17 protein-coding genes are annotated in these 18,946 nt (G+C 55.5%); 14 read left to right on the top strand and 3 right to left on the bottom strand.

Annotation, left to right across the window (positions count from 1 at the left end; translation table 11 throughout):
• The first annotated feature begins 2 nt into the window (after positions 1-2).
• From GRH90_RS08235 to alsK, 10 genes are all read left to right on the top strand, one after another.
• A complete protein-coding gene (locus GRH90_RS08235) occupies positions 3-767 on the top strand; it encodes an alpha/beta fold hydrolase (protein ID WP_162365464.1) in 765 nt (254 codons plus the stop codon).
• A gap of 196 nt (positions 768-963) precedes the next feature.
• Positions 964-1,263: a LexA regulated protein gene (gene ybfE, locus GRH90_RS08230; protein WP_162365463.1), complete on the top strand. Its 300-nt coding sequence runs from the start codon at positions 964-966 to the stop codon at positions 1,261-1,263.
• A gap of 179 nt (positions 1,264-1,442) precedes the next feature.
• A complete protein-coding gene (gene fldA / locus GRH90_RS08225) occupies positions 1,443-1,958 on the top strand; it encodes a flavodoxin FldA (protein WP_178113073.1) in 516 nt (171 codons plus the stop codon).
• 346 nt (positions 1,959-2,304) lie between these two features.
• A complete protein-coding gene (gene fur / locus GRH90_RS08220) occupies positions 2,305-2,775 on the top strand; it encodes a ferric iron uptake transcriptional regulator (RefSeq protein ID WP_162365461.1) in 471 nt (156 codons plus the stop codon).
• A gap of 585 nt (positions 2,776-3,360) precedes the next feature.
• Positions 3,361-4,248, top strand: a complete 888-nt coding sequence (gene alsR, locus GRH90_RS08215; RefSeq protein ID WP_162365460.1) for a transcriptional repressor AlsR — start codon at positions 3,361-3,363, stop codon at positions 4,246-4,248.
• Positions 4,249-4,269: 21 nt separating this feature from the next.
• Complete coding sequence (gene alsB / locus GRH90_RS08210) at positions 4,270-5,205, top strand: D-allose transporter substrate-binding protein (protein WP_162365459.1); 936 nt, start codon at positions 4,270-4,272, stop codon at positions 5,203-5,205.
• Positions 5,206-5,261: 56 nt separating this feature from the next.
• Positions 5,262-6,800, top strand: a complete 1,539-nt coding sequence (alsA, locus tag GRH90_RS08205) for a D-allose ABC transporter ATP-binding protein AlsA (protein WP_162365458.1) — start codon at positions 5,262-5,264, stop codon at positions 6,798-6,800.
• A gap of 11 nt (positions 6,801-6,811) precedes the next feature.
• Entirely contained in the window at positions 6,812-7,759 is a 948-nt protein-coding gene (gene alsC / locus GRH90_RS08200) for a D-allose ABC transporter permease (RefSeq protein WP_162365457.1), read from the top strand.
• Between the two features lie 9 nt (positions 7,760-7,768).
• Positions 7,769-8,446 (top strand): D-allulose 6-phosphate 3-epimerase, encoded by a 678-nt coding sequence (alsE, locus tag GRH90_RS08195; RefSeq protein WP_162365456.1) that lies wholly within the window; start codon positions 7,769-7,771, stop codon positions 8,444-8,446.
• 1 nt (position 8,447) lies between these two features.
• Positions 8,448-9,365: an allose kinase gene (gene alsK / locus GRH90_RS08190; RefSeq protein ID WP_162365455.1), complete on the top strand. Its 918-nt coding sequence runs from the start codon at positions 8,448-8,450 to the stop codon at positions 9,363-9,365.
• Positions 9,366-9,418: 53 nt separating this feature from the next.
• Here alsK and glnS read toward each other — a convergent pair whose 3' ends face one another.
• Positions 9,419-11,086 (bottom strand): glutamine--tRNA ligase, encoded by a 1,668-nt coding sequence (gene glnS / locus GRH90_RS08185; RefSeq protein WP_162365454.1) that lies wholly within the window; start codon positions 11,084-11,086, stop codon positions 9,419-9,421.
• A gap of 291 nt (positions 11,087-11,377) precedes the next feature.
• The gene (nagE, locus tag GRH90_RS08180) at positions 11,378-13,429 is read right to left on the bottom strand and encodes an N-acetylglucosamine-specific PTS transporter subunit IIBC (protein WP_162365453.1); all 2,052 of its coding nucleotides are present in this window, start codon (positions 13,427-13,429) and stop codon (positions 11,378-11,380) included.
• A 343-nt stretch (positions 13,430-13,772) separates the two neighbouring features.
• Between nagE and nagB the strand changes: the two genes are divergently transcribed.
• From nagB to nagC, 3 genes are read left to right on the top strand one after another with little or no spacing between them, the layout of a single operon-like run.
• Complete coding sequence (gene nagB / locus GRH90_RS08175) at positions 13,773-14,582, top strand: glucosamine-6-phosphate deaminase (RefSeq protein WP_162365452.1); 810 nt, start codon at positions 13,773-13,775, stop codon at positions 14,580-14,582.
• 20 nt (positions 14,583-14,602) lie between these two features.
• Entirely contained in the window at positions 14,603-15,751 is a 1,149-nt protein-coding gene (nagA, locus tag GRH90_RS08170) for an N-acetylglucosamine-6-phosphate deacetylase (protein ID WP_162365451.1), read from the top strand.
• 18 nt (positions 15,752-15,769) lie between these two features.
• On the top strand, positions 15,770-16,993 hold the full coding sequence (gene nagC, locus GRH90_RS08165; protein WP_162365450.1) for a DNA-binding transcriptional regulator NagC: 1,224 nt from the start codon (positions 15,770-15,772) through the stop codon (positions 16,991-16,993).
• Here nagC and GRH90_RS26510 read toward each other — a convergent pair whose 3' ends face one another.
• Positions 16,994-17,125, bottom strand: coding sequence for a hypothetical protein (locus GRH90_RS26510; protein WP_281352739.1), 132 nt, complete (start codon positions 17,123-17,125; stop codon positions 16,994-16,996). It abuts the gene before it with no gap.
• 90 nt (positions 17,126-17,215) lie between these two features.
• On the opposite strand from GRH90_RS26510, the gene asnB reads away from it, so the two are divergent.
• The gene (gene asnB, locus GRH90_RS08160) at positions 17,216-18,877 is read left to right on the top strand and encodes an asparagine synthase B (protein WP_162365449.1); all 1,662 of its coding nucleotides are present in this window, start codon (positions 17,216-17,218) and stop codon (positions 18,875-18,877) included.
• Positions 18,878-18,946: the final 69 nt, after the last annotated feature.

Here is an 18,946-nt window from a genome sequence, read left to right as displayed (position 1 = left end):
GGATGAAATTACACTATCGTCTGCAACCGGCCCGGCAGCAGGGAGACGCGCTGCCGGTAATATTGCTGCACGGGCTGTTCGGCAGCCTGGACAACCTGGGCGTACTGGCCCGGCCGCTCGGGGAACATTCCCCCACCCTGCAAATTGATCTGCGCAACCACGGCCTGTCCCCCCATGATGATGATGCCGGCTACGCCGCCATGAGCCGGGATGTGATCGAACTGCTTGATACGTTGCACATCGGCGACTGTATCCTCATCGGCCACTCCATGGGCGGCAAGGTCGCCATGGCCATCGCCGCGCAGGCGTCCGATCGCGTTGCCCGGCTGGCGGTTATCGATATGGCGCCGGTGGCCTACCCTACCCGCCATCATGACAACGTATTTGCCGCGCTGCGCCGTGTTACGGCCGTGGGCGCAACGCAGCGCGCGGAGGCCGCGGCGCTGATGCGGCAGGATAACCTTGACGAGGGAACCATCCAATTTTTGCTGAAATCCTTCCACCAGGGCCGTTGGCGATTTAACGTCGACGCGCTGTGGGATAGCTATCCGGCGATTATCGGCTGGAAGGAATCAGCGCCCTGGACCGGCCCGGTGTTGTTTATCCGCGGTGAAAAATCGCCCTACCTGGACGACCGCTACCGACCGGCAATCCAGCGCCAGTTCCCCCGGGCGCGCGCCCACGTGATCGCCGGCGCCGGTCATTGGGTGCATGCGGAAAAACCCGAAGCGGTCATGCGCGCCCTGGATCGGTTCCTGGGAGAATAGGCCGGGCAGGTTTATTTACCGCGAGTTTAATATTGTCGTTTAATAGCGGGCTGGGGTAACATGGCCCGCTGTGTTTTGCGGGTTGCCACGGCGCCCGGAAATGACAACGTTACGGGTTCTTTGCCCGGCGGCGCAAGCAACGCCGCCGACCAGGGTTTACCCGCCTGCTTTCCGATGCACAATCCCTTCATGACCTATGGCAAAAGAACAAACGGACCGCACCACCCTGGATTTATTTATTGACGAGCGACGTCCGGGAAGACCGAAGACCAACCCGTTGTCCCGCGATGAGCAGTTGCGCATCAACAAGCGCAACCAGTTGCGCCGGGATAAAGTACGCGGCCTGCGCAGGGTGGAACTGAAAATCAACGCCGAGGCGGTGGATGCGTTAAATGAGCTGGCCTACCGGCAAAATCTGTCGCGCAGCGAGTTGATTGAGCTGATTTTACTGGCCGAGCTGGAACGGCAGCAGGGCACGGACGGCCACGGAACATAACCCCCCGGCCGGGCTAAACCGCTATCCGGTGCCAGGCATTGGGGGGCGGACAGCGTAAATTTGCGACAAAACCCCGGCGGACGAGTTTCTCACCGGATGAGGGTCTGCTATGATTGCCGCAGAACATGACTGATTCTATTACAGAACATATCCATAATTTTTCAGAGGTTTTCACACTCATGGCAACTGTAGGCATTTTTTTTGGCAGTGACACCGGCAATACCGAAAATATTGCCAAAATGATTCAGAAGCAACTGGGTTCGGACGTTGCCGAGGTTCATGACATTGCCAAAAGCAGTAAAGAAGACCTGGCGCGGTTCGACATCCTGCTGCTGGGGATCCCGACCTGGTATTACGGCGAAGCGCAGTGCGACTGGGATGACTTTTTTCCCACGCTGGAAGAGATTGATTTCACCGGTAAGATCGTGGCACTCTTTGGTTGCGGCGATCAGGAGGATTATGCCGAGTATTTCTGCGACGCCATGGGCACCATCCGCGATATCATCGAACCCAAAGGCGCGACCCTGATCGGCCACTGGCCTACCGCCGGTTATCATTTCGAAGCGTCGAAAGGGCTGGCCGACGACAGCCATTTCATCGGCCTGGCCATCGATGAAGACCGTCAACCCGAACTGACCAACGAACGCGTCGACGGCTGGGTTAAGCAAATCAGCGCCGAATTACAGCTCGGTTAACCCCGCGGCGGCGGTTACTGCCGCAGTCCGGGCCACGCCCGACAGGGGAAAAGGCGCCGTTGGGGCGGCGCCCCAACCTAGCTGATAACTAAATCCTTTCAAATTAATAGATACAAGTTTTTAACTTTTATCCACAACGCGGTACAATAGCACAGCGGTTCCACCCTTTTTGCCAAAATGTTGCAGAATTTACCCCATGAAACGGGCTATAGTTGTTAACAAAGCGCGGTTTTCATTTTGGACAGGCAGTCCTATAATGGGACGGCGTCACATTTTTCGGGCCGACCGATGTTATAGGCTAAGCTAGCCTACAATCAGATTATCAAAGTAACAGGACTAAACCCGCATGACTGACAATAATATTGCATTGAAGAAGGCCGGCCTGAAAGTCACCCTTCCCAGACTGAAGATTCTGGAAGTGTTGCAAGATCCGGAATGCCATCACGTCAGTGCGGAAGATCTGTACAAAAAACTGATCGATATGGGCGAAGAGATTGGCCTGGCCACGGTATATCGCGTGCTTAACCAATTCGATGACGCCGGTATCGTAACCCGCCATAATTTTGAGGGCGGCAAATCCGTTTTTGAACTGACGCAACAGTATCATCACGATCACCTGATCTGCCTCGACTGCGGCAAGGTTATCGAATTTCGCGATGAGTTTATCGAAGCGCGCCAGCGGGATATTGCCAAGAGACACAATATCAAGTTGACCAACCATAGTTTATATCTCTATGGACATTGTGAAGTCGGCAGCTGCCGTGAAGACGAAACGCTGCACGATCACGCCGACGTGCTTAACGGGGTAAAAGAGTAGCCTCGGCCTCAGGCGTTGTGCAAAGCGGCTATCAATGCCGCTTCTCCTACTGCGCGCCGCTTTCCAATAGTACTGACTCCACCGAACCGTCGGAGTCCCGTTCCGGTCAACCCGGGTGATCATCCTGTCATGCCCCCGGCCCGCGCGCCGCGCCCTTTCTGCCGCTAAAAGTCCCGCCCTCGTCACCACAGCCCAAAAAGCCTTAAACTTCACAGATTGTAAATATAAATAAAGCCGACCAGGGCAACGATTTGACCCGATTGCTCTGCCGTTCGGTAATGCCTTGTAAAAACAGCGTTTTATCTTACCTCTTTTCATCAACAAAAGAAGGCTTGTATATCAGGCAGTAAAAATGCCGATGGCTGCCTGCCTGTGCGCAAAAACAAAAGTAATCATTAATTACATGAATTATATATGAATTAATCCAGTCCGAGTTAAGAAATACGTCGGGTTTAGGTATCTCGCTTTTTTTTACTAAAAAACTTAGTTTATAAATTTTTATAAAACGTGAAGTTAGCAGCAGATTTTAAACTTCCGCCATGGTGATATAGTGACAGGCAATGTTAATCACCAGAGACGCGAACGATGAATGATTCGGAACTGCAAAACGAAATGCCGCGCGGTATAGGCATTGCCCCTTATATTCGTATCAAACAGGAAGGGATGACTGAAAACGAGAGCCGCATCGTGGAGTGGTTTTTATCCCCCGGCAATCTCAGCGACGTATCGGGCATCAAAGATGTGGCCCTGAGCCTCGGCCTGTCGGAAGCCATGATCGTCAAGGTGTCGAAAATATTGGGGTTCAGCGGCTTCCGGCAGTTGCGCAGCGCTATCGTCGAGTACTTCGACCATGCCGATCATGATATTACCGCCGAACTGTCGCCAAACGACAGTCCGGAAGATGTGGTCAATAAGGTGTTTAACCTGACCGTGCGCACCATTGTCGAAGGCCAGGCGATTGTCGACGCCAACGTTATCCAGCAGGCGGCCCGCTGTTTTTTTACCGCCAACCAGCGTGAGCTGTATGGCGTCGGCGGTTCCAACTCCATCTGCGCCGACGTGCAGCATAAATTCCTGAAAATCGGCCTGCGCTGCAATGCTTACCTGGACGCCCACTTGATGATGATGTCGGCGTCCCTGCTGCAACCGGGCGATGTGGCGCTGGTGGTCTCCCACTCAGGCCGCACCAGCGATCTTAAACAGGTGGTGTCCATCGCCAAGAATAATGGGGCAAAAATCATTTGCATCACCCATAGCAGTAATTCCCCCATCGCGCAGCTGGCTGATTTTAATATTTGTTCACCGGCGCCGGAAACGCCGTTATTAGGCAGAAACGCCTCGGCCCGTATTCTGCAACTTACCCTGCTGGATGCGTTTTTTGTTTCGGTAGCGCGGCAGGATATCGAGCTGGCGAATAAAAACCTGGAAAAAACAAGTTCCATTACCAAGTACCTTAAGCGTGATTATAAATAATTCTCTTTTGGAGATAGAACAATGAATAAATTTATTAAACTGATCGGAGGCGCCGCCTGTGGACTGATGCTATCCACCGTCGCCCATGCGGCGGCCGATTACGCCGTTGTCCTGAAAACATTATCCAACCCTTTCTGGGTTGAGATGAAACAGGGCATCGAGAAAAAAGCGCGGGATCTCGGCGTCACCGTGGATATTTTCGCCTCGCCTTCGGAAGGCGACTTCCAATCACAATTACAATTATTCGAGGATTTAACCAATAAGAATTATAAAGGTATTGCCTTTGCCCCGTTATCGGCGGTCAATCTGGTCATCCCGGTCGCCAAGGCGTACCAGAAAGGCATCCACCTGGTTAACCTGGACGAAAAAATCGATTTAGCCAACCTGGCCAAGGCCAAAGGCAATGTTGAAGCCTTTATTACCACCGATAATGTGGCGGTCGGCGCGAAGGGCGCTAAATTTATTATCGATACATTAGGCGCCGAAGGCGGCGAAGTCGCCATTATCGAAGGCAAGGCCGGTAACGCCTCAGGCGAAGCGCGGCGCAACGGCGCCACCGCGCAATTCAAGGCTGGCAGCCATATCAAACTGGTCGCCAGCCAGCCGGCGGACTGGGATCGCATCAAGGCCCTGGACGTGGCGACCAACGTCATGCAGCGCAACCCCCGGGTGAAGGCCTTCTATTGCGCCAATGACACCATGGCGATGGGCGTGGCGCAGGCGGTGGCCAACGCGGGAAAGACCGGCAAGATCCTGGTAGTCGGCACCGACGGCGTGCCCGAGGCCCGAAAAATGGTCGCCCAGGGCATGATGACCGCCACCGTGGCCCAGAATCCGGCTGAAATTGGCGCTAACGGTTTAGCCATCCTGGTGGATACGGTGAAATCCGGCAAGCTGATTGCGCTTGATGCCCAGCCGAAAATAGAAACCGTCGATTCTATTCTGGTAACCAAATAACCCGAGGTCGCAGGGCCGAATATTCTTGCCGTCTGGTATTTAATCCGGAGAGTGATATGAGTACTCCCTATATCAAGATGGAGGGGATCGCCAAAAGCTTTGGTCCCGTCCAGGCGTTGAAATCGGTTGATCTGGAAATATACCCATATGAGATACATGCGTTATTGGGTGAAAATGGCGCCGGCAAATCAACCTTGATGAAAATACTTTCCGGTATTTATGACCCGACGGCGGGGAAAATTAATATCGATAATATTGATTATTCCAAGCTCGACCATAAAATTGCGGCGAAGTTGGGCATTGGTATTATTTATCAGGAATTAAGTGTCATTGATGAATTAACCGTGCTGGAAAATTTATTCATCGGCCGGCTGCCGGTAAAAAAAGTCTTCGGTATTAGCACGGTAGATTGGCACGACATGCGCACCAGGGCGGCAATTATGCTATTGCGCGTGGGTCTTAAAATACGGCTTGATGAAAAGGTCGGTAACCTTTCCATCAGCCAGAAGCAAATGCTGGAAATCGCTAAAACGCTGATGCTGGACGCCAGGGTTATTATCATGGACGAGCCGACCTCTTCCCTGACCTATAACGAAGTGGATTATCTGTTCCTGATCATGAACCAGCTGCGCCGGGACGGCACGGCGATTGTCTATATTTCGCATAAGCTCAACGAGATCCGGCGTATCTGTAACCGCTACACGGTGATGAAGGACGGCAGCAGCGTCGCCTCCGGACGGATTGAGCAGGTGACCAACGATGGTATCGTGCGTTTGATGGTCGGGCGCGAAGTGCAAAACCGCTTTCGGTCGCTGAAGGAGAAGGTTGGCGTTGAGGGCGGGCACGCCGAAATCATGTTTGAGGTGAGCAATATCACCAGCAAAGACCAGCGCCGCGTCAAGAACGTCTCCTTTCAGGTGAAAAAGGGAGAAATCATGGGTTTTGCCGGTCTGGTGGGATCGGGACGCACCGAATTCATGAACTGTATCTTCGGCGTCGAACCGAAAAGCAGCGGCAAGGTTATGCTGCGTAACGTAGACATCACCCCGACATCGCCGCTGGACGCGTTAAAAAAAGGCATGGGCTATATCACCGAGAGCCGGCGTGAAAACGGTTTTTTTGATAATTTTTCCATTGCGCAAAACATTGCCATCAGTAAAAGCCTGAAGGATGGCGGCTATAAAGGCGTGGTGGGATTATTCGATCCGGCCGCGGAAAGAAAGCTGGCGGAGGAGCAGCGCCAGCTGCTGTCATTAAAATGCAGTTCGGTGGACCAGAATATCACTGAATTATCCGGTGGCAACCAGCAAAAGGTATTGATATCGAAGTGGCTATGCTGCGAGCCGGAGGTCATTATTTTTGACGAGCCCACCCGCGGTATCGATGTGGGTGCCAAGGCGGAAATTTATAAGGTGATGCGTAATTTAGCCGCCACCGGAAAAACCATTTTAATGGTTTCATCCGAACTCCCCGAGATTATATCCGTATGCGATCGGATCGCTATATTCCGTGAAGGGACATTAGCCAACATTCTCGATAACAATGAGCATATCGGCGAAGAAGATATCATGACATGGGCTCTGCCACAAAGCTGAGGTAAATAATAATGGAGAAGTCCAAATTTAACTTCCAGAGATTCTGGGATCAGTACGGCACGTTTTTTATTCTGGCAATCATCGTTGCTATTTTCGGCTCGATTTCCAGCGAATATTTTTTGAAGGCCAATAACATCACCCAGATTTTAGTGCAAAGCTCGGTGACGGTATTGATCGGCATGGGCGAGTTTTTTGCTATCCTGGTCGCGGGCATCGATCTGTCGGTGGGCGCAATCCTGGCCCTGTCGGGCATGCTCACCGCCAAGCTGATGCTGGCGGGCCTTGACCCGGTCTCGGCCGCGCTGATTGGCGGCGTGGCGGTCGGCGGACTGCTGGGCGCCATCAACGGCTGCCTGGTTAACTGGACCGGCCTGCATCCCTTTATTATCACGCTCGGCACCAATGCCATTTTCCGCGGCGTTACCCTGGTGATTTCCGATGCCAACTCGGTATACGGCTTCTCGTTCGGTTTTGTTAATTTCTTTGCCGGCAGCATATTGGGTATTCCGGTACCGGTGATTTTTGCGCTGATCATTGCGGTCATTCTCTGGTTTATTACCTCGCACACCCGGCTTGGCAGGAATATCTATGCCTTGGGCGGAAATAAAAACTCCGCCTTCTTCTCCGGCATCGATGTGAAATTCCATATGCTTATTGTTTTTATTATCTCCGGTATCTGCGCCGGCCTGGCCGGCGTGGTATCCACCGCACGTTTAGGCGCGGCGGAGCCTCTGGCGGGCATTGGCTTTGAAACTTATGCCATTGCCAGCGCCATTATCGGCGGCACCAGCTTTTTTGGCGGCAAGGGACGGATATTCTCGGTGGTAATTGGCGGTTTGATTATTGGCACTATTAATAATGGACTTAACATCCTTCAGGTGCAGACATATTATCAATTAGTAGTCATGGGGGGATTGATTATCGCCGCCGTGGCTTTAGATCGGCTGATTAGTAAATAGGTGACCGATATGAAAATATCTCCTTCTTTGATGTGCATGGATTTATTGAAGTTTAAAGAGCAAATAGAATTTATCGATCATCACGCGGATTATATCCATATCGATATTATGGACGGGCATTTTGTGCCCAACCTGACGCTGTCGCCGTTTTTTGTCGCGCAGGTGAAACGGCTCGCCAGCAAACCCCTGGACTGCCATCTGATGGTCACCCGACCGGAAGATTACATCGATACCCTGGCGAAAGCGGGGGCCGGCATGATTACCCTCCATCCGGAAACGCTTTCCGGCCAGGCCTTCCGGCTGATTGAAAAAATCAGGTCGCTGGGCGTGGGGGTGGGTTTAATCCTCAATCCCGAGTCGTCGGTCGAGATGATGAAATATTATATTCACCTGGCGGATAAAATTACCGTGATGACGGTCGATCCCGGTTTTGCCGGGCAACCCTTCATCACCGAGATGCTGGATAAAATCGGCCAGCTCAAGGCCTATCGCGAGGGCCACGGTTTACATTATGAAATCGAAATCGACGGTTCTTGTAACCGGCGCACCTACCGATCGCTTATCAAGGCGGGCGCCGATGTGTTTATCGTCGGCTCCTCCGGTCTGTTTAATAACGCGCCGGATATCCACCAGGCCTGGAAGATGATGACCGATCAGATCCAGGACGCCCTGAAAGAGGCCGGTTAATATGAGCAGCAGGCAGAGAGCGATCGTGGGCGTGGATATGGGCGCCACCCATATCCGGATTTGTTTATTATCGCCCGGCGGCGAGGTATTGGTCACGGCGAAAGAGCGAACCCTGCCGGTGGTGGAAAACGGCCTGGCGGCCGGCCTGTCGCGTTTTATCGGGCGGTTTTTGCAACAATACGGCGCCAAGGCCGTCGCCGTCATGATTGGTTTTCCCGCGTCCATCGCGCGGGACCGTAAGAACATTATGTCCACGCCCAACCTGCCCTGCGCCGCCGCCGACTTTGTCGACCTGGCGGCATTGCTGGAGCAACGCCTGAAATGCCCGGTGGCCTTCGAGCGCGACGTCAACCTGCAGCTGTTTTATGACGTGGCCGAACGAAACCTGGGCGATAAGCTGGTATTGGGATGTTATCTGGGCACCGGCTTTGGCTTTTCGGTCTGGCTTAACGGCGCGCCTTATGTGGGGGCGCATGGCGTGGCGGGCGAACTGGGACACATCCCGCTAGGCGATGACGGCATTCGCTGCGGCTGCGGCAATCCGGGCTGCCTGGAAACCGTCTGTTCCGGCGTGGCGCTGGCGCGTTGGTATCACAGCGCGCCGCGGGATTACGCGCTATCCGACGTATTTAGCCTAGCCGGCCAAGACGACTACCTGGCCGACTTTATCGATCGGGCGGCCAGGGCGATGGCCACCGGCATCAATCTGTTCGACCCCGATGTTATCCTGCTGGGCGGCGGCGTGATGGATATGGTGGATTTTCCCTTGGACCGGCTGATAGCGCGGGCCGGCGACTTTATTCGCAAGCCCTTGCCGTTTGATGAGATAAAATTTGCCAGGGCGTCTTCGTCGGCGTTTAACGGCGCAATCGGCGCCGCCAGGATGGGGCGCCGGCTAGCGGTGCCGGCGGCGCGCTAAAACGCGCGCGCCGCCCGGTGCGGGCATGCGGATGCGGCGGGGCCGACGCGCGGTCAGACGGCGGTCTTGGTCCAGGTATCGCGCAGGCCGACGGTGCGGTTAAACACCGGTTTCTCTGTGCTGAAATAGCGGCTGTCGGCGCAGAAATACCCTTCGCGTTCAAATTGATAAGGTTGCTCCGGCACGGCGTCCAGCGCGCTGGCTTCCACAAAGCCCTGTTTGATGACCAGCGAATCCGGGTTAATCGTGGAGAGAAAATCCTCCGCCGCGCCCGGGTTGGCTACGCTGAACAGGCGATCGTACAACCGGAACTCGGCGGGTACGCCGTGGGTTGCCGAAACCCAATGGATAACGCCCTTCACCTTGCGTCCATCCGCCGGATCCTTGCTCAGGGTCTCGGCATCATAGGTGCAATAAATGGTGGTGATCTCGCCCTGCCCGTCCTTTTCGACACGCTCGGCTTTGATCACATAGGCGTTGCGCAGGCGCACTTCCTTGCCCAGCACCAGGCGCTTGTACTGCTTGTTGGCCTCTTCGCGAAAATCCGCCCGGTCTATATAGATTTCGCGGCTGAAGGCCACCTGGCGCTCGCCCATTTCAGGTTTATTGGGATGAGTGGGCATGGTCACGGTTTCCTGGTGCCCGACCGGTAAATTTTCAATCACCAGTTTTACCGGGTCGATAACCGCCATGGCGCGCGGCGCGCTTTCATTGAGGTCTTCACGAATGCAGGCTTCCAGCGCGGCGATTTCCACATTGTTTTCCTGCTTGGTGACGCCGATGCGGCGGCAGAATTCGCGAATGGACGCGGCGGTATAACCACGGCGGCGCAGGCCGGAGACGGTGGGCATGCGCGGGTCGTCCCAGCCCTCGACGATATGGTCCGCCACCAGTTGGGTCAGCTTGCGCTTGGACATAATGGCGTATTCAAGATTCAGGCGCGAAAATTCATACTGCCGTGGATGGCAGTCGATGCTGATATTCTCCAGCACCCAATCATACAAACGGCGGTTATCCTGGAACTCCAGGGTACACAACGAATGGGTAATGCCTTCCAGGGCGTCGGAGATGCAGTGGGTGAAGTCATACATCGGATAGATGCACCACTTCGAGCCGGTCTGGTGGTGTTCGGCAAACTTAATCCGGTACAGTACCGGATCGCGCATCACCATAAACGGCGAGGCCATATCTATTTTGGCCCGCAGGCAGGCGCTGCCCTCGGGAAAACCGCCGCTGCGCATGATGGTGAACAGCGCCAGGTTGTCTTCCACCGAGCGATCGCGAAACGGACTGTTCTTGCCGGGCGTGGTGAGGTTGCCGCGATATTCGCGGATGGCGTCCGATGAGAGTTCGTCCACATAGGCCAACCCTTTATTGATCAGTTCCACGGCATATGCGTGCAGTTGATCGAAATAGTCGGAGGAATAGTGGATATTGCCGCTCCATTTAAAGCCGAGCCACTGCACATCCTGTTTGATCGAATCGACGAATTCGATATCTTCTTTCGTCGGGTTGGTGTCGTCAAAGCGCAGGTTGCACTGGCCCTGGTAATCCTGGGCAATGCCGAAATTCAGGCAAATGGATTTTGCATGCCCGATGTGAAGATAACCGTTAGGCTCCGGCGGAAAACGGGTATGCACGGAAGAGTGCTTACCGGTTGCCAAATCTTCGTCAATTATTTGACGAATAAAATTAGTTGGGCGGGCTTCTGCCTCACTCATATTGCTTTTCCTCTACGCGAACGCACGACATTCATTATGCTTATGTTCCAACAAGCCACGTCCCGACACAACCGTTAGTTGCAGAAATTCTTATGGCGCGGGGCCGCCATACGGTCGGCATGACGGGCCGGCGGGGCTAACCTATGCCGCCATATTACCATAGGCGCCATGGCGCCGGAGAATAACCGGGGGCTGGACGGGCAACGAGGGCGATGGCGGGTAAAAAAAAAGTCCGGCGCGGAGGACGCGCCGGAACCGGGGTGATAAGCGCGGGTGATTATTTCGCGCCGTTTATTTCGACGTGATGTCGAGCAACGGCGTAACCCCTGCCACCACCGTGCCGCTGGCGATAGCGGAAATAGCGCCGAACCGATCCATATTGCTGACCACCACCGGGCTTATCATCGAGCGGGCGTGGGCGTTGAGATAGTCCAGATCCAGCTCCAGTATCGGCTGTCCCTGGGTCACCTTGCCGCCCTCTTCCACCAGGCACGTAAAGCCCTGTCCCTGCAACCCTACGGTATCGATGCCGATATGCACGATAACTTCGGCGCCGGTGTCGGTTTCCAGGCAAAAGGCGTGGTGGGTGCCAAATACCTTGATCAGGGTGCCGTTAGCCGGCGACAGCACCAGTCTATCGGTCGGCCGGATGGCGACGCCGTCACCGACCGCTTTGCTGGCAAAGGCCTCGTCCGGCACCTGATCCAACGGCACTATTTCACCGGTAATCGGCGACGTCAGGCTGACCACCACCGGACGCGCCGCCGGCGCGTCGACGACCGTTGCGGCGGGCTGCGGCGCGGCTGGGGCCTGGGAGACGGATCTGGCGGCCTCGACCGGCCCCTCGGCCAGTACCGAACGCATGGCGCCGGCAATGATTTCGGCACGGGTGCCGACGATGACCTGCACGCTTTCCTTATTAAGCCGGATAACGCCCTGGGCGCCGAGGTTTTTCGCCAGGGATTCGTTGACCAGCGACGAGTCCTTCACATTCAGCCGCAGGCGGGTAATGCACGCGTCAATGCCGGTCAGGTTTTCCGAACCGCCAATCGCGCTGATATAACGCCGGGCCAGCGCCTGGGTTTCGCCGGCGCGGGTGGTGGCGACCGGCGGTTCGATATCGACATTGTAACCGTCGCCTTCATCACCGGCCACCGCCAGCTCGCGCCCCGGGGTCAGCAGGTTGAAGCGTTTGATGGTAAAACGGAATACCAGGTAATAAATGACAAAGAACACCAGTCCCTGCGGGATCAGCATATACCAGTGGACCGCCAGCGGGTTGCGCGAGGAGAGCACCATATCCACCAGGCCGGCGCTGAAGCCGAAGCCGGCCATCCAATGCATTTGCGCGGCGATAAATACCGATAGCCCGGTTAATAACGCATGAAGGAAATACAGCACCGGCGCCACAAACATAAAGGAGAATTCCAGCGGCTCGGTGATGCCGGTAAAGAAGGCGGCAAACGCGCCGGCGATCATAATCCCGGCAACCTTGCTTCTGTTTTCCGGGCGGGCGCATTGATAAATGGCCAGCGCGGCGCCGGGCAGGCCGAACATCATGATCGGGAAGAACCCGGCCTGGTAGCGACCGGTGATGCCGACGATGGCGGTGCCGGCGTCGATGGACTGCTGGCCGCCGAAGAATTTTGGAATGTCGTTGATGCCGGCCACGTCGAACCAGAATACCGAGTTCAGGGCATGGTGCAGCCCGACCGGGATCAGCAGGCGGTTAAAGAAGGCGTAGATACCGGCGCCCACCGAACCGAGCCGCTGGATATGCTCGCCGAACGACACCAGCGCGTTAAACACCAACGGCCAGATGTACATCAGGACAAAAGCCACCAGGATCATCACGAAGGACACCAGGATCGGCACCAGCCGTCGTCCGCTGAAGAACGATAATGCTTTGGTCAGCTCCACGTGGCTGAAGCGGTTGTACAGCTCGGCGGAGACGATCCCCACCAGGATGCCGATAAACTGATTGTTGCTGATTTTACCAAAGGCCGCCGGCACGTCGGCCAGGGGGATATGCTGGATCATCGACACGGAAGCCGGAGCGCACAGCGTGGTGACCACCAAAAAGCCCACCAGGCCGGACAATGCCGCCGAGCCATCCTTGTCCTTGGACATGCCGTAGGCCACGCCGACGGCAAACAATAGGGACATATTTTCAATAATGGCCGATCCGGCCTTGATGAAGAAGGCCGCCCAGGCGCTGCCGCCGCCCCAGCCCACCGGATCTATCCAGTAACCGACGCCCATCATGATGGCGGCGGCGGGCAATGTCGCCACCGGCACCATCAATGCGCGGCCTATTTTTTGCAGATAACTGAGTATATTCACCTTGATTCCCCTTTTGACCTTATCGATCAACCCACAATGTGGGCTGCCCAACCCTATGCCTGCTGAAAACCGCGCCTGAAGAACCTGTCATACGCAGTGTAGAAAGTTTAATTTTCGACGCAAATTAATTACCGATAATATGTGATTGAAATCACCTTGAACCGGTAAGATTTGTGACTTATTCTACTAAATATGTCAAACTTATTTTGCACAACGAAAAATCAAAGTATACTTTCCCTATCTGGTCAGAGAGCTATATCCCTGCCGTTTTGTGCCGTCTGCGCTACCGCTATACTGCTAGAATGCTGCGGACAGCTGTTTTAACCCATCCAAGAGGCCGATAATGAGACTTATTCCGTTAGAAACCGCCGCCGACGTCGGCAAATGGGCCGCCCGTCATATCGTCGAGCGCATCAATGCCTTTAAGCCGACCGCCGATCGTCCTTTCATCCTCGGACTGCCCACCGGCAGCACGCCGATGGAGGCTTATAAATATCTTATCGAGATGCATAAAGCGGGCCAGATCAGTTTTGAGCATGTGGTCACGTTTAACATGGATGAATATGTCGGCCTGCCCGCCGCGCATCCGGAAAGCTACTTCACGTTTATGCATCGCAATTTCTTCGATCATGTTAATATCCCCAAGGAAAACATCAACCTGCTCAATGGCAACGCGCCTGACATCGACGCAGAATGCCGCCGCTATGAAGAAAAGATCGGGTCCTACGGCAAAATCCATCTGTTTATGGGCGGCGTAGGCAACGATGGGCATATCGCTTTCAACGAACCGGCCTCGTCCCTGGCCTCGCGTACCCGCGTCAAAACCCTGACGCAGGAAACCCGCCGGGCGAATTCCCGTTTCTTTGACAACGACGTCGAGCAGGTACCGCGCTTTGCCCTTACCGTCGGCGTCGGCACCCTGCTGGACGCGGAAGAAGTGATGATTTTGGTTATCGGCCACAATAAGGCCCTGGCATTGCAGGCGGCGGTGGAGGGCAACGTGAATCACATGTGGACAATAAGTTGCCTGCAGCTTCATGCTAAAGCGGTCATGGTCTGTGATGAGCCGTCCACGATGGAACTGAAGGTCAAAACGGTAAACTATTTCCGTGAACTGGAAGCCACGAGCACCCAGAGCCTTAAAAACAGCTGATTGATAATCGGGAGCGAACGATGTACGCATTGACCAATGGCCGGATTTTTACCGGCTATCAAGTACTTGAGCATCATGCGGTAGTTATCGACGGCGGCGCGATCGACGCGGTTTGTCCCTCCGACGCGCTGCCCGCGAATATTGAACGGCGCGATCTGGACGGCGCCATGCTGGCTCCGGGGTTTATCGACATGCAGCTTAACGGCTGCGGCGGCGTGCAGTTCAATGATTCGCTCGACGCCCTGTCGGTGGAAACCCTGGAAACCATGCAGCGCGCCAACGTAAAATCGGGCTGCACCAGCTTTTTACCGACCCTGATTACCAGCACCGATGCGTTTATGCGGCGCGCCGTCGACGTAATGCGGGCGTTCCTGGCGCAGCATAAGCATCAGGCGTTGGGCCTGCACCTGGAAGGGCCTTACCTGAATCCGATTAAAAAAGGCACCCACGATCCGGCGCTGATGCGCTTGCCTTCGCCTGAAATGATCGCTTTCCTGTGCGCCAACGCCGATGTCATCGCCCAGATCACGCTGGCGCCGGAACAGGTTGACGCCGGGGTTATCCGTCAGTTGGGCCAGGCGGGCATCCTGGTCTCGGCCGGCCATTCCAACGCCACCTACGATCAGGCGAAAGCGGGTTTTGCCGCCGGCATTGGTTTCGCCACCCATTTGTTCAACGCCATGCCGCCGATCACCGGACGCGAGCCCGGTCTTATCGGCGCCATTTACGACACGCCGTCGCTTTATTGCGGCATTATCGCCGACGGGCTGCACGTCAGTTACGCCAATATCCGCAACACCAAGCGCATCAAGGGCGATAAGCTGGTGCTGGTTACCGACGCCACCGCCCCCGCCGGCGCGGATAACCGGATTGAACGGTTCATTTTTGCCGGTAAAACAATATACTACCGTGACGGCCTGTGCCTGGATGAAAACGGCACCCTGAGCGGTTCGGCGCTGACGATGATCGAAGCGGTGCGCAACAGCGTCGAATTTGCCGGTATCCCGCTGGATGAAGCGTTGCGTATGGCGACCCTCTATCCGGCGCAGGCGTTGGGCGTGGCAGCGCGGCTGGGCACCCTGCAGGCCGGCAAGGTGGCTAACCTGGCGGCGTTCACCCGCGATTACCGGATAACCAGGACTATCGTTAATGGCGACGAAGTCCTCTGATGAGCGAGTAACAGACTGATGAACCCAGGCGGACAAGCACCGATAGGAAACGTTGACCTTGTCAAGCAGCTCAACAGCGCTGCGGTGTACCGCCTGATCGATAAGACCGGGCCGATATCGCGCATCCAGATTGCCGAACAGAGCCAGCTGGCGCCCGCCAGCATCACCAAAATCACCCGCCAGCTGCTGGAGCGCGGCCTGATCCGTGAAGTGGATCAGCAGGCCTCCACCGGCGGACGGCGGGCTATTTCCATTGTTGCTGAAACCCGCGCCTTCCAGGCGATCGGCGTACGTCTCGGCCGGCACGACACCACCATTACCCTCTACGACCTGAACGGCAAATCACTCTATGAAGAGTTCACTCCCCTGCCGGAAACCACCCAGCAGGCGCTGGAAGCGGCGCTGTTTATCGCCATCGCCCGTTTCCTGGAGCAGATCCAGCGCAAATGCCGGGAGCTTATCGCCATTTCGGTTATTTTGCCGGGACTGGTCGATCCCTATTCCGGAGTGGTGCGCTATATGCCGCATATCAGCGTGAGCGCCTGGCCGCTGGTGGAAAATTTACAGCAACGCTTTCATCTTACCGCGTTTGTCGGCCATGACATTCGCAGCCTGGCGTTGGCCGAGCACTATTTTGGTGCGACCCAGGAGTGCGCGGATTCCATTTTGGTTCGTTTGCACCGCGGCACCGGGGCCGGGATCCTGGTCAACGGCCAGATATTCCTCGGCAGCAACGGCAACGTGGGTGAAATCGGCCATATCCAGGTCGACCCTTTGGGCGAGCGCTGCCATTGCGGTAATTTTGGCTGCCTTGAGACCATTGCCGCCAACGGCGCCATTGAAAAGCGGGTGCGCCACCTGCTCGGCCAGGGTTATCCCAGCAGGCTGACGTTAGATAATTGCCAGATCGGCGCCATCTGCAAAGCCGCCAACCGCGGCGATACGCTGGCGTGCGAAGTCATCGAACAGGTGGGCCATCATCTCGGCAAAGCGGTGGCGATTGCCATCAACCTGTTCAACCCGCAAAAAGTGGTGCTGGCCGGCGAAATCACCGAGGCGCATAAGGTGCTGCTGCCGGCGGTACAGCGCTGTATCGACAATCAGGTGCTGATTGGCTTTCGCCAAAACCTGCCGGTGGTCATTTCCGCCTTGGATCACGGTTCGGCCATCGGCGCCTTTGCGCTGGTCAAGCGCGCGATGCTGAACGGGGTTTTGCTGCAACGCCTGCTGGAAGCCAATTGATTATCGGCCAATCCCAGTTTTACGCCATTCACGATCGGTCAAAATCATCGGCCGTTTTTTCCTTTTTATTGCTGATTCAGCATAATTAACGGCATTAAAATGCATTATTGCCAGCAGCATGGCTTTTTTCATTGATTGATCTTGAAAAATGGTGCCATTTTAGTGCTAAATCGATGTCAACAGCTAAGCATTAGCCCAAAGACCGGCGTAAGGAAGAAAAGCATGTGTTCAATTTTTGGAGTATTGGATCTGAAATCGGATCCGACCGAACTGCGTAAAACCGCGCTGGAAATGTCGCGCCTGATGCGTCATCGCGGTCCCGACTGGTCCGGGGTGTTTGCCAGCGACCAGGCCATCCTGGCCCATGAACGGCTGTCCATCGTCGACGTCAATACCGGCGCTCAGCCTTTATATAACGCCGCCCATACCCATGTGCTGGCGGTAAACGGCGAAATCTATAACCACCAGGCGCTGCGCCAGGAACTGGGCGATCGCTATGCGTTCCAGACCGGTTCCGATTGCGAAGTAATCCTGGCCCTGTACCAGGAAAAGGGACCGGCTTTCCTCGACGACCTGCGCGGCATGTTCGCCTTTATCCTCTATGATACCGAGAAAGACGCCTACCTGATTGGCCGCGATCATATGGGCATTATCCCGTTGTATATGGGTTACGATGAAAACGGCACGATGTACGTCGCCTCGGAAATGAAGGCGCTGGTACCGGTTTGCCGCAGCATCAAGGAATTTCCTCCCGGCAGCTATCTGTGGAGCCGGGACGGTGAAATCCGTGAATACTACACCCGCGACTGGTTCTCTTATGACAATGTCAAAGACAACACCACCGACAAGGCGGCGCTGCGCGACGCGCTGGAAGAGTCGGTCAAAAGCCACCTGATGTCGGACGTGCCTTACGGCGTGCTGCTGTCCGGCGGCCTGGATTCGTCGGTTATCTCCGCCATTACCAAAAAATACGCCGCCCGTCGGGTTGAAGACGGCGCGCGCAGCGAAGCCTGGTGGCCACAGCTGCATTCTTTTGCCGTCGGCCTGGAAGGATCACCGGACCTGCGCGCCGCCAAGGAAGTGGCTACTCACCTTGGCACCGTGCATCATGAGGTGCATTTCACCGTGCAGGAAGGCCTGGACGCCATCCGCGATGTGATTTACCACATCGAGACCTATGACGTTACCACCATTCGCGCCTCGACGCCGATGTACCTGATGTCGCGTAAAATCAAGGCGATGGGCATCAAGATGGTGCTGTCCGGCGAAGGCGCCGACGAAGTGTTCGGCGGGTATCTTTATTTCCACAAGGCGCCGAACGCCAAAGAGTTTCACGAAGAGCTGGTGCGTAAGCTGCAGGCGCTGCATATGTATGACTGCGCCCGCGCCAATAAGGCGATGTCCGCCTGGGGAGTGGAAGCCCGCGTGCCGTTCCTGGATAAAAACTTCCTTGACGTGGCAATGCGCATCAATCCGCAGGATAAGATGTGCGGCAACGGTAAAATTGAAAAGCACGTGCTGCGCGAATGCTTTGCGTCCTATCTGCCGGAAAGCATTGCCTGGCGGCAGAAAGAGCAGTTCTCCGACGGCGTGGGCTACAGTTGGATCGATACGCTGAAAGAAGTTGCCGGCAAGCAGATTACCGATCGGCAGCTGGCCAACGCGCATTTCCGTTTCCCGTACAATACGCCGAGCTCGAAAGAGGCGTATTTCTACCGTGAAATATTCGAAGAGCTGTTCCCGCTGCCAAGCGCGGCGGAATGCGTGCCTGGCGGTCCGTCGGTGGCCTGTTCATCGGCTAAAGCCATCGAATGGGACGAGTCCTTCAAAAATATGGACGATCCATCGGGACGCGCCGTGGGCGTGCACCAGTCCGCTTACTAAGCGCGGGCGTTGGCTGTAGTTTGAACCGGGCCTTAACGGCCCGGTTTTTGTTTGTCTGAATGGGCAAAA

Source organism: Acerihabitans arboris (assembly GCF_010131535.1).
In the GTDB taxonomy this organism is placed as follows: domain Bacteria; phylum Pseudomonadota; class Gammaproteobacteria; order Enterobacterales; family Enterobacteriaceae; genus Acerihabitans; species Acerihabitans arboris.
Note: the sequence above shows the minus strand (reverse complement) of the source record. Positions and strands in the feature narration are given on the sequence as shown.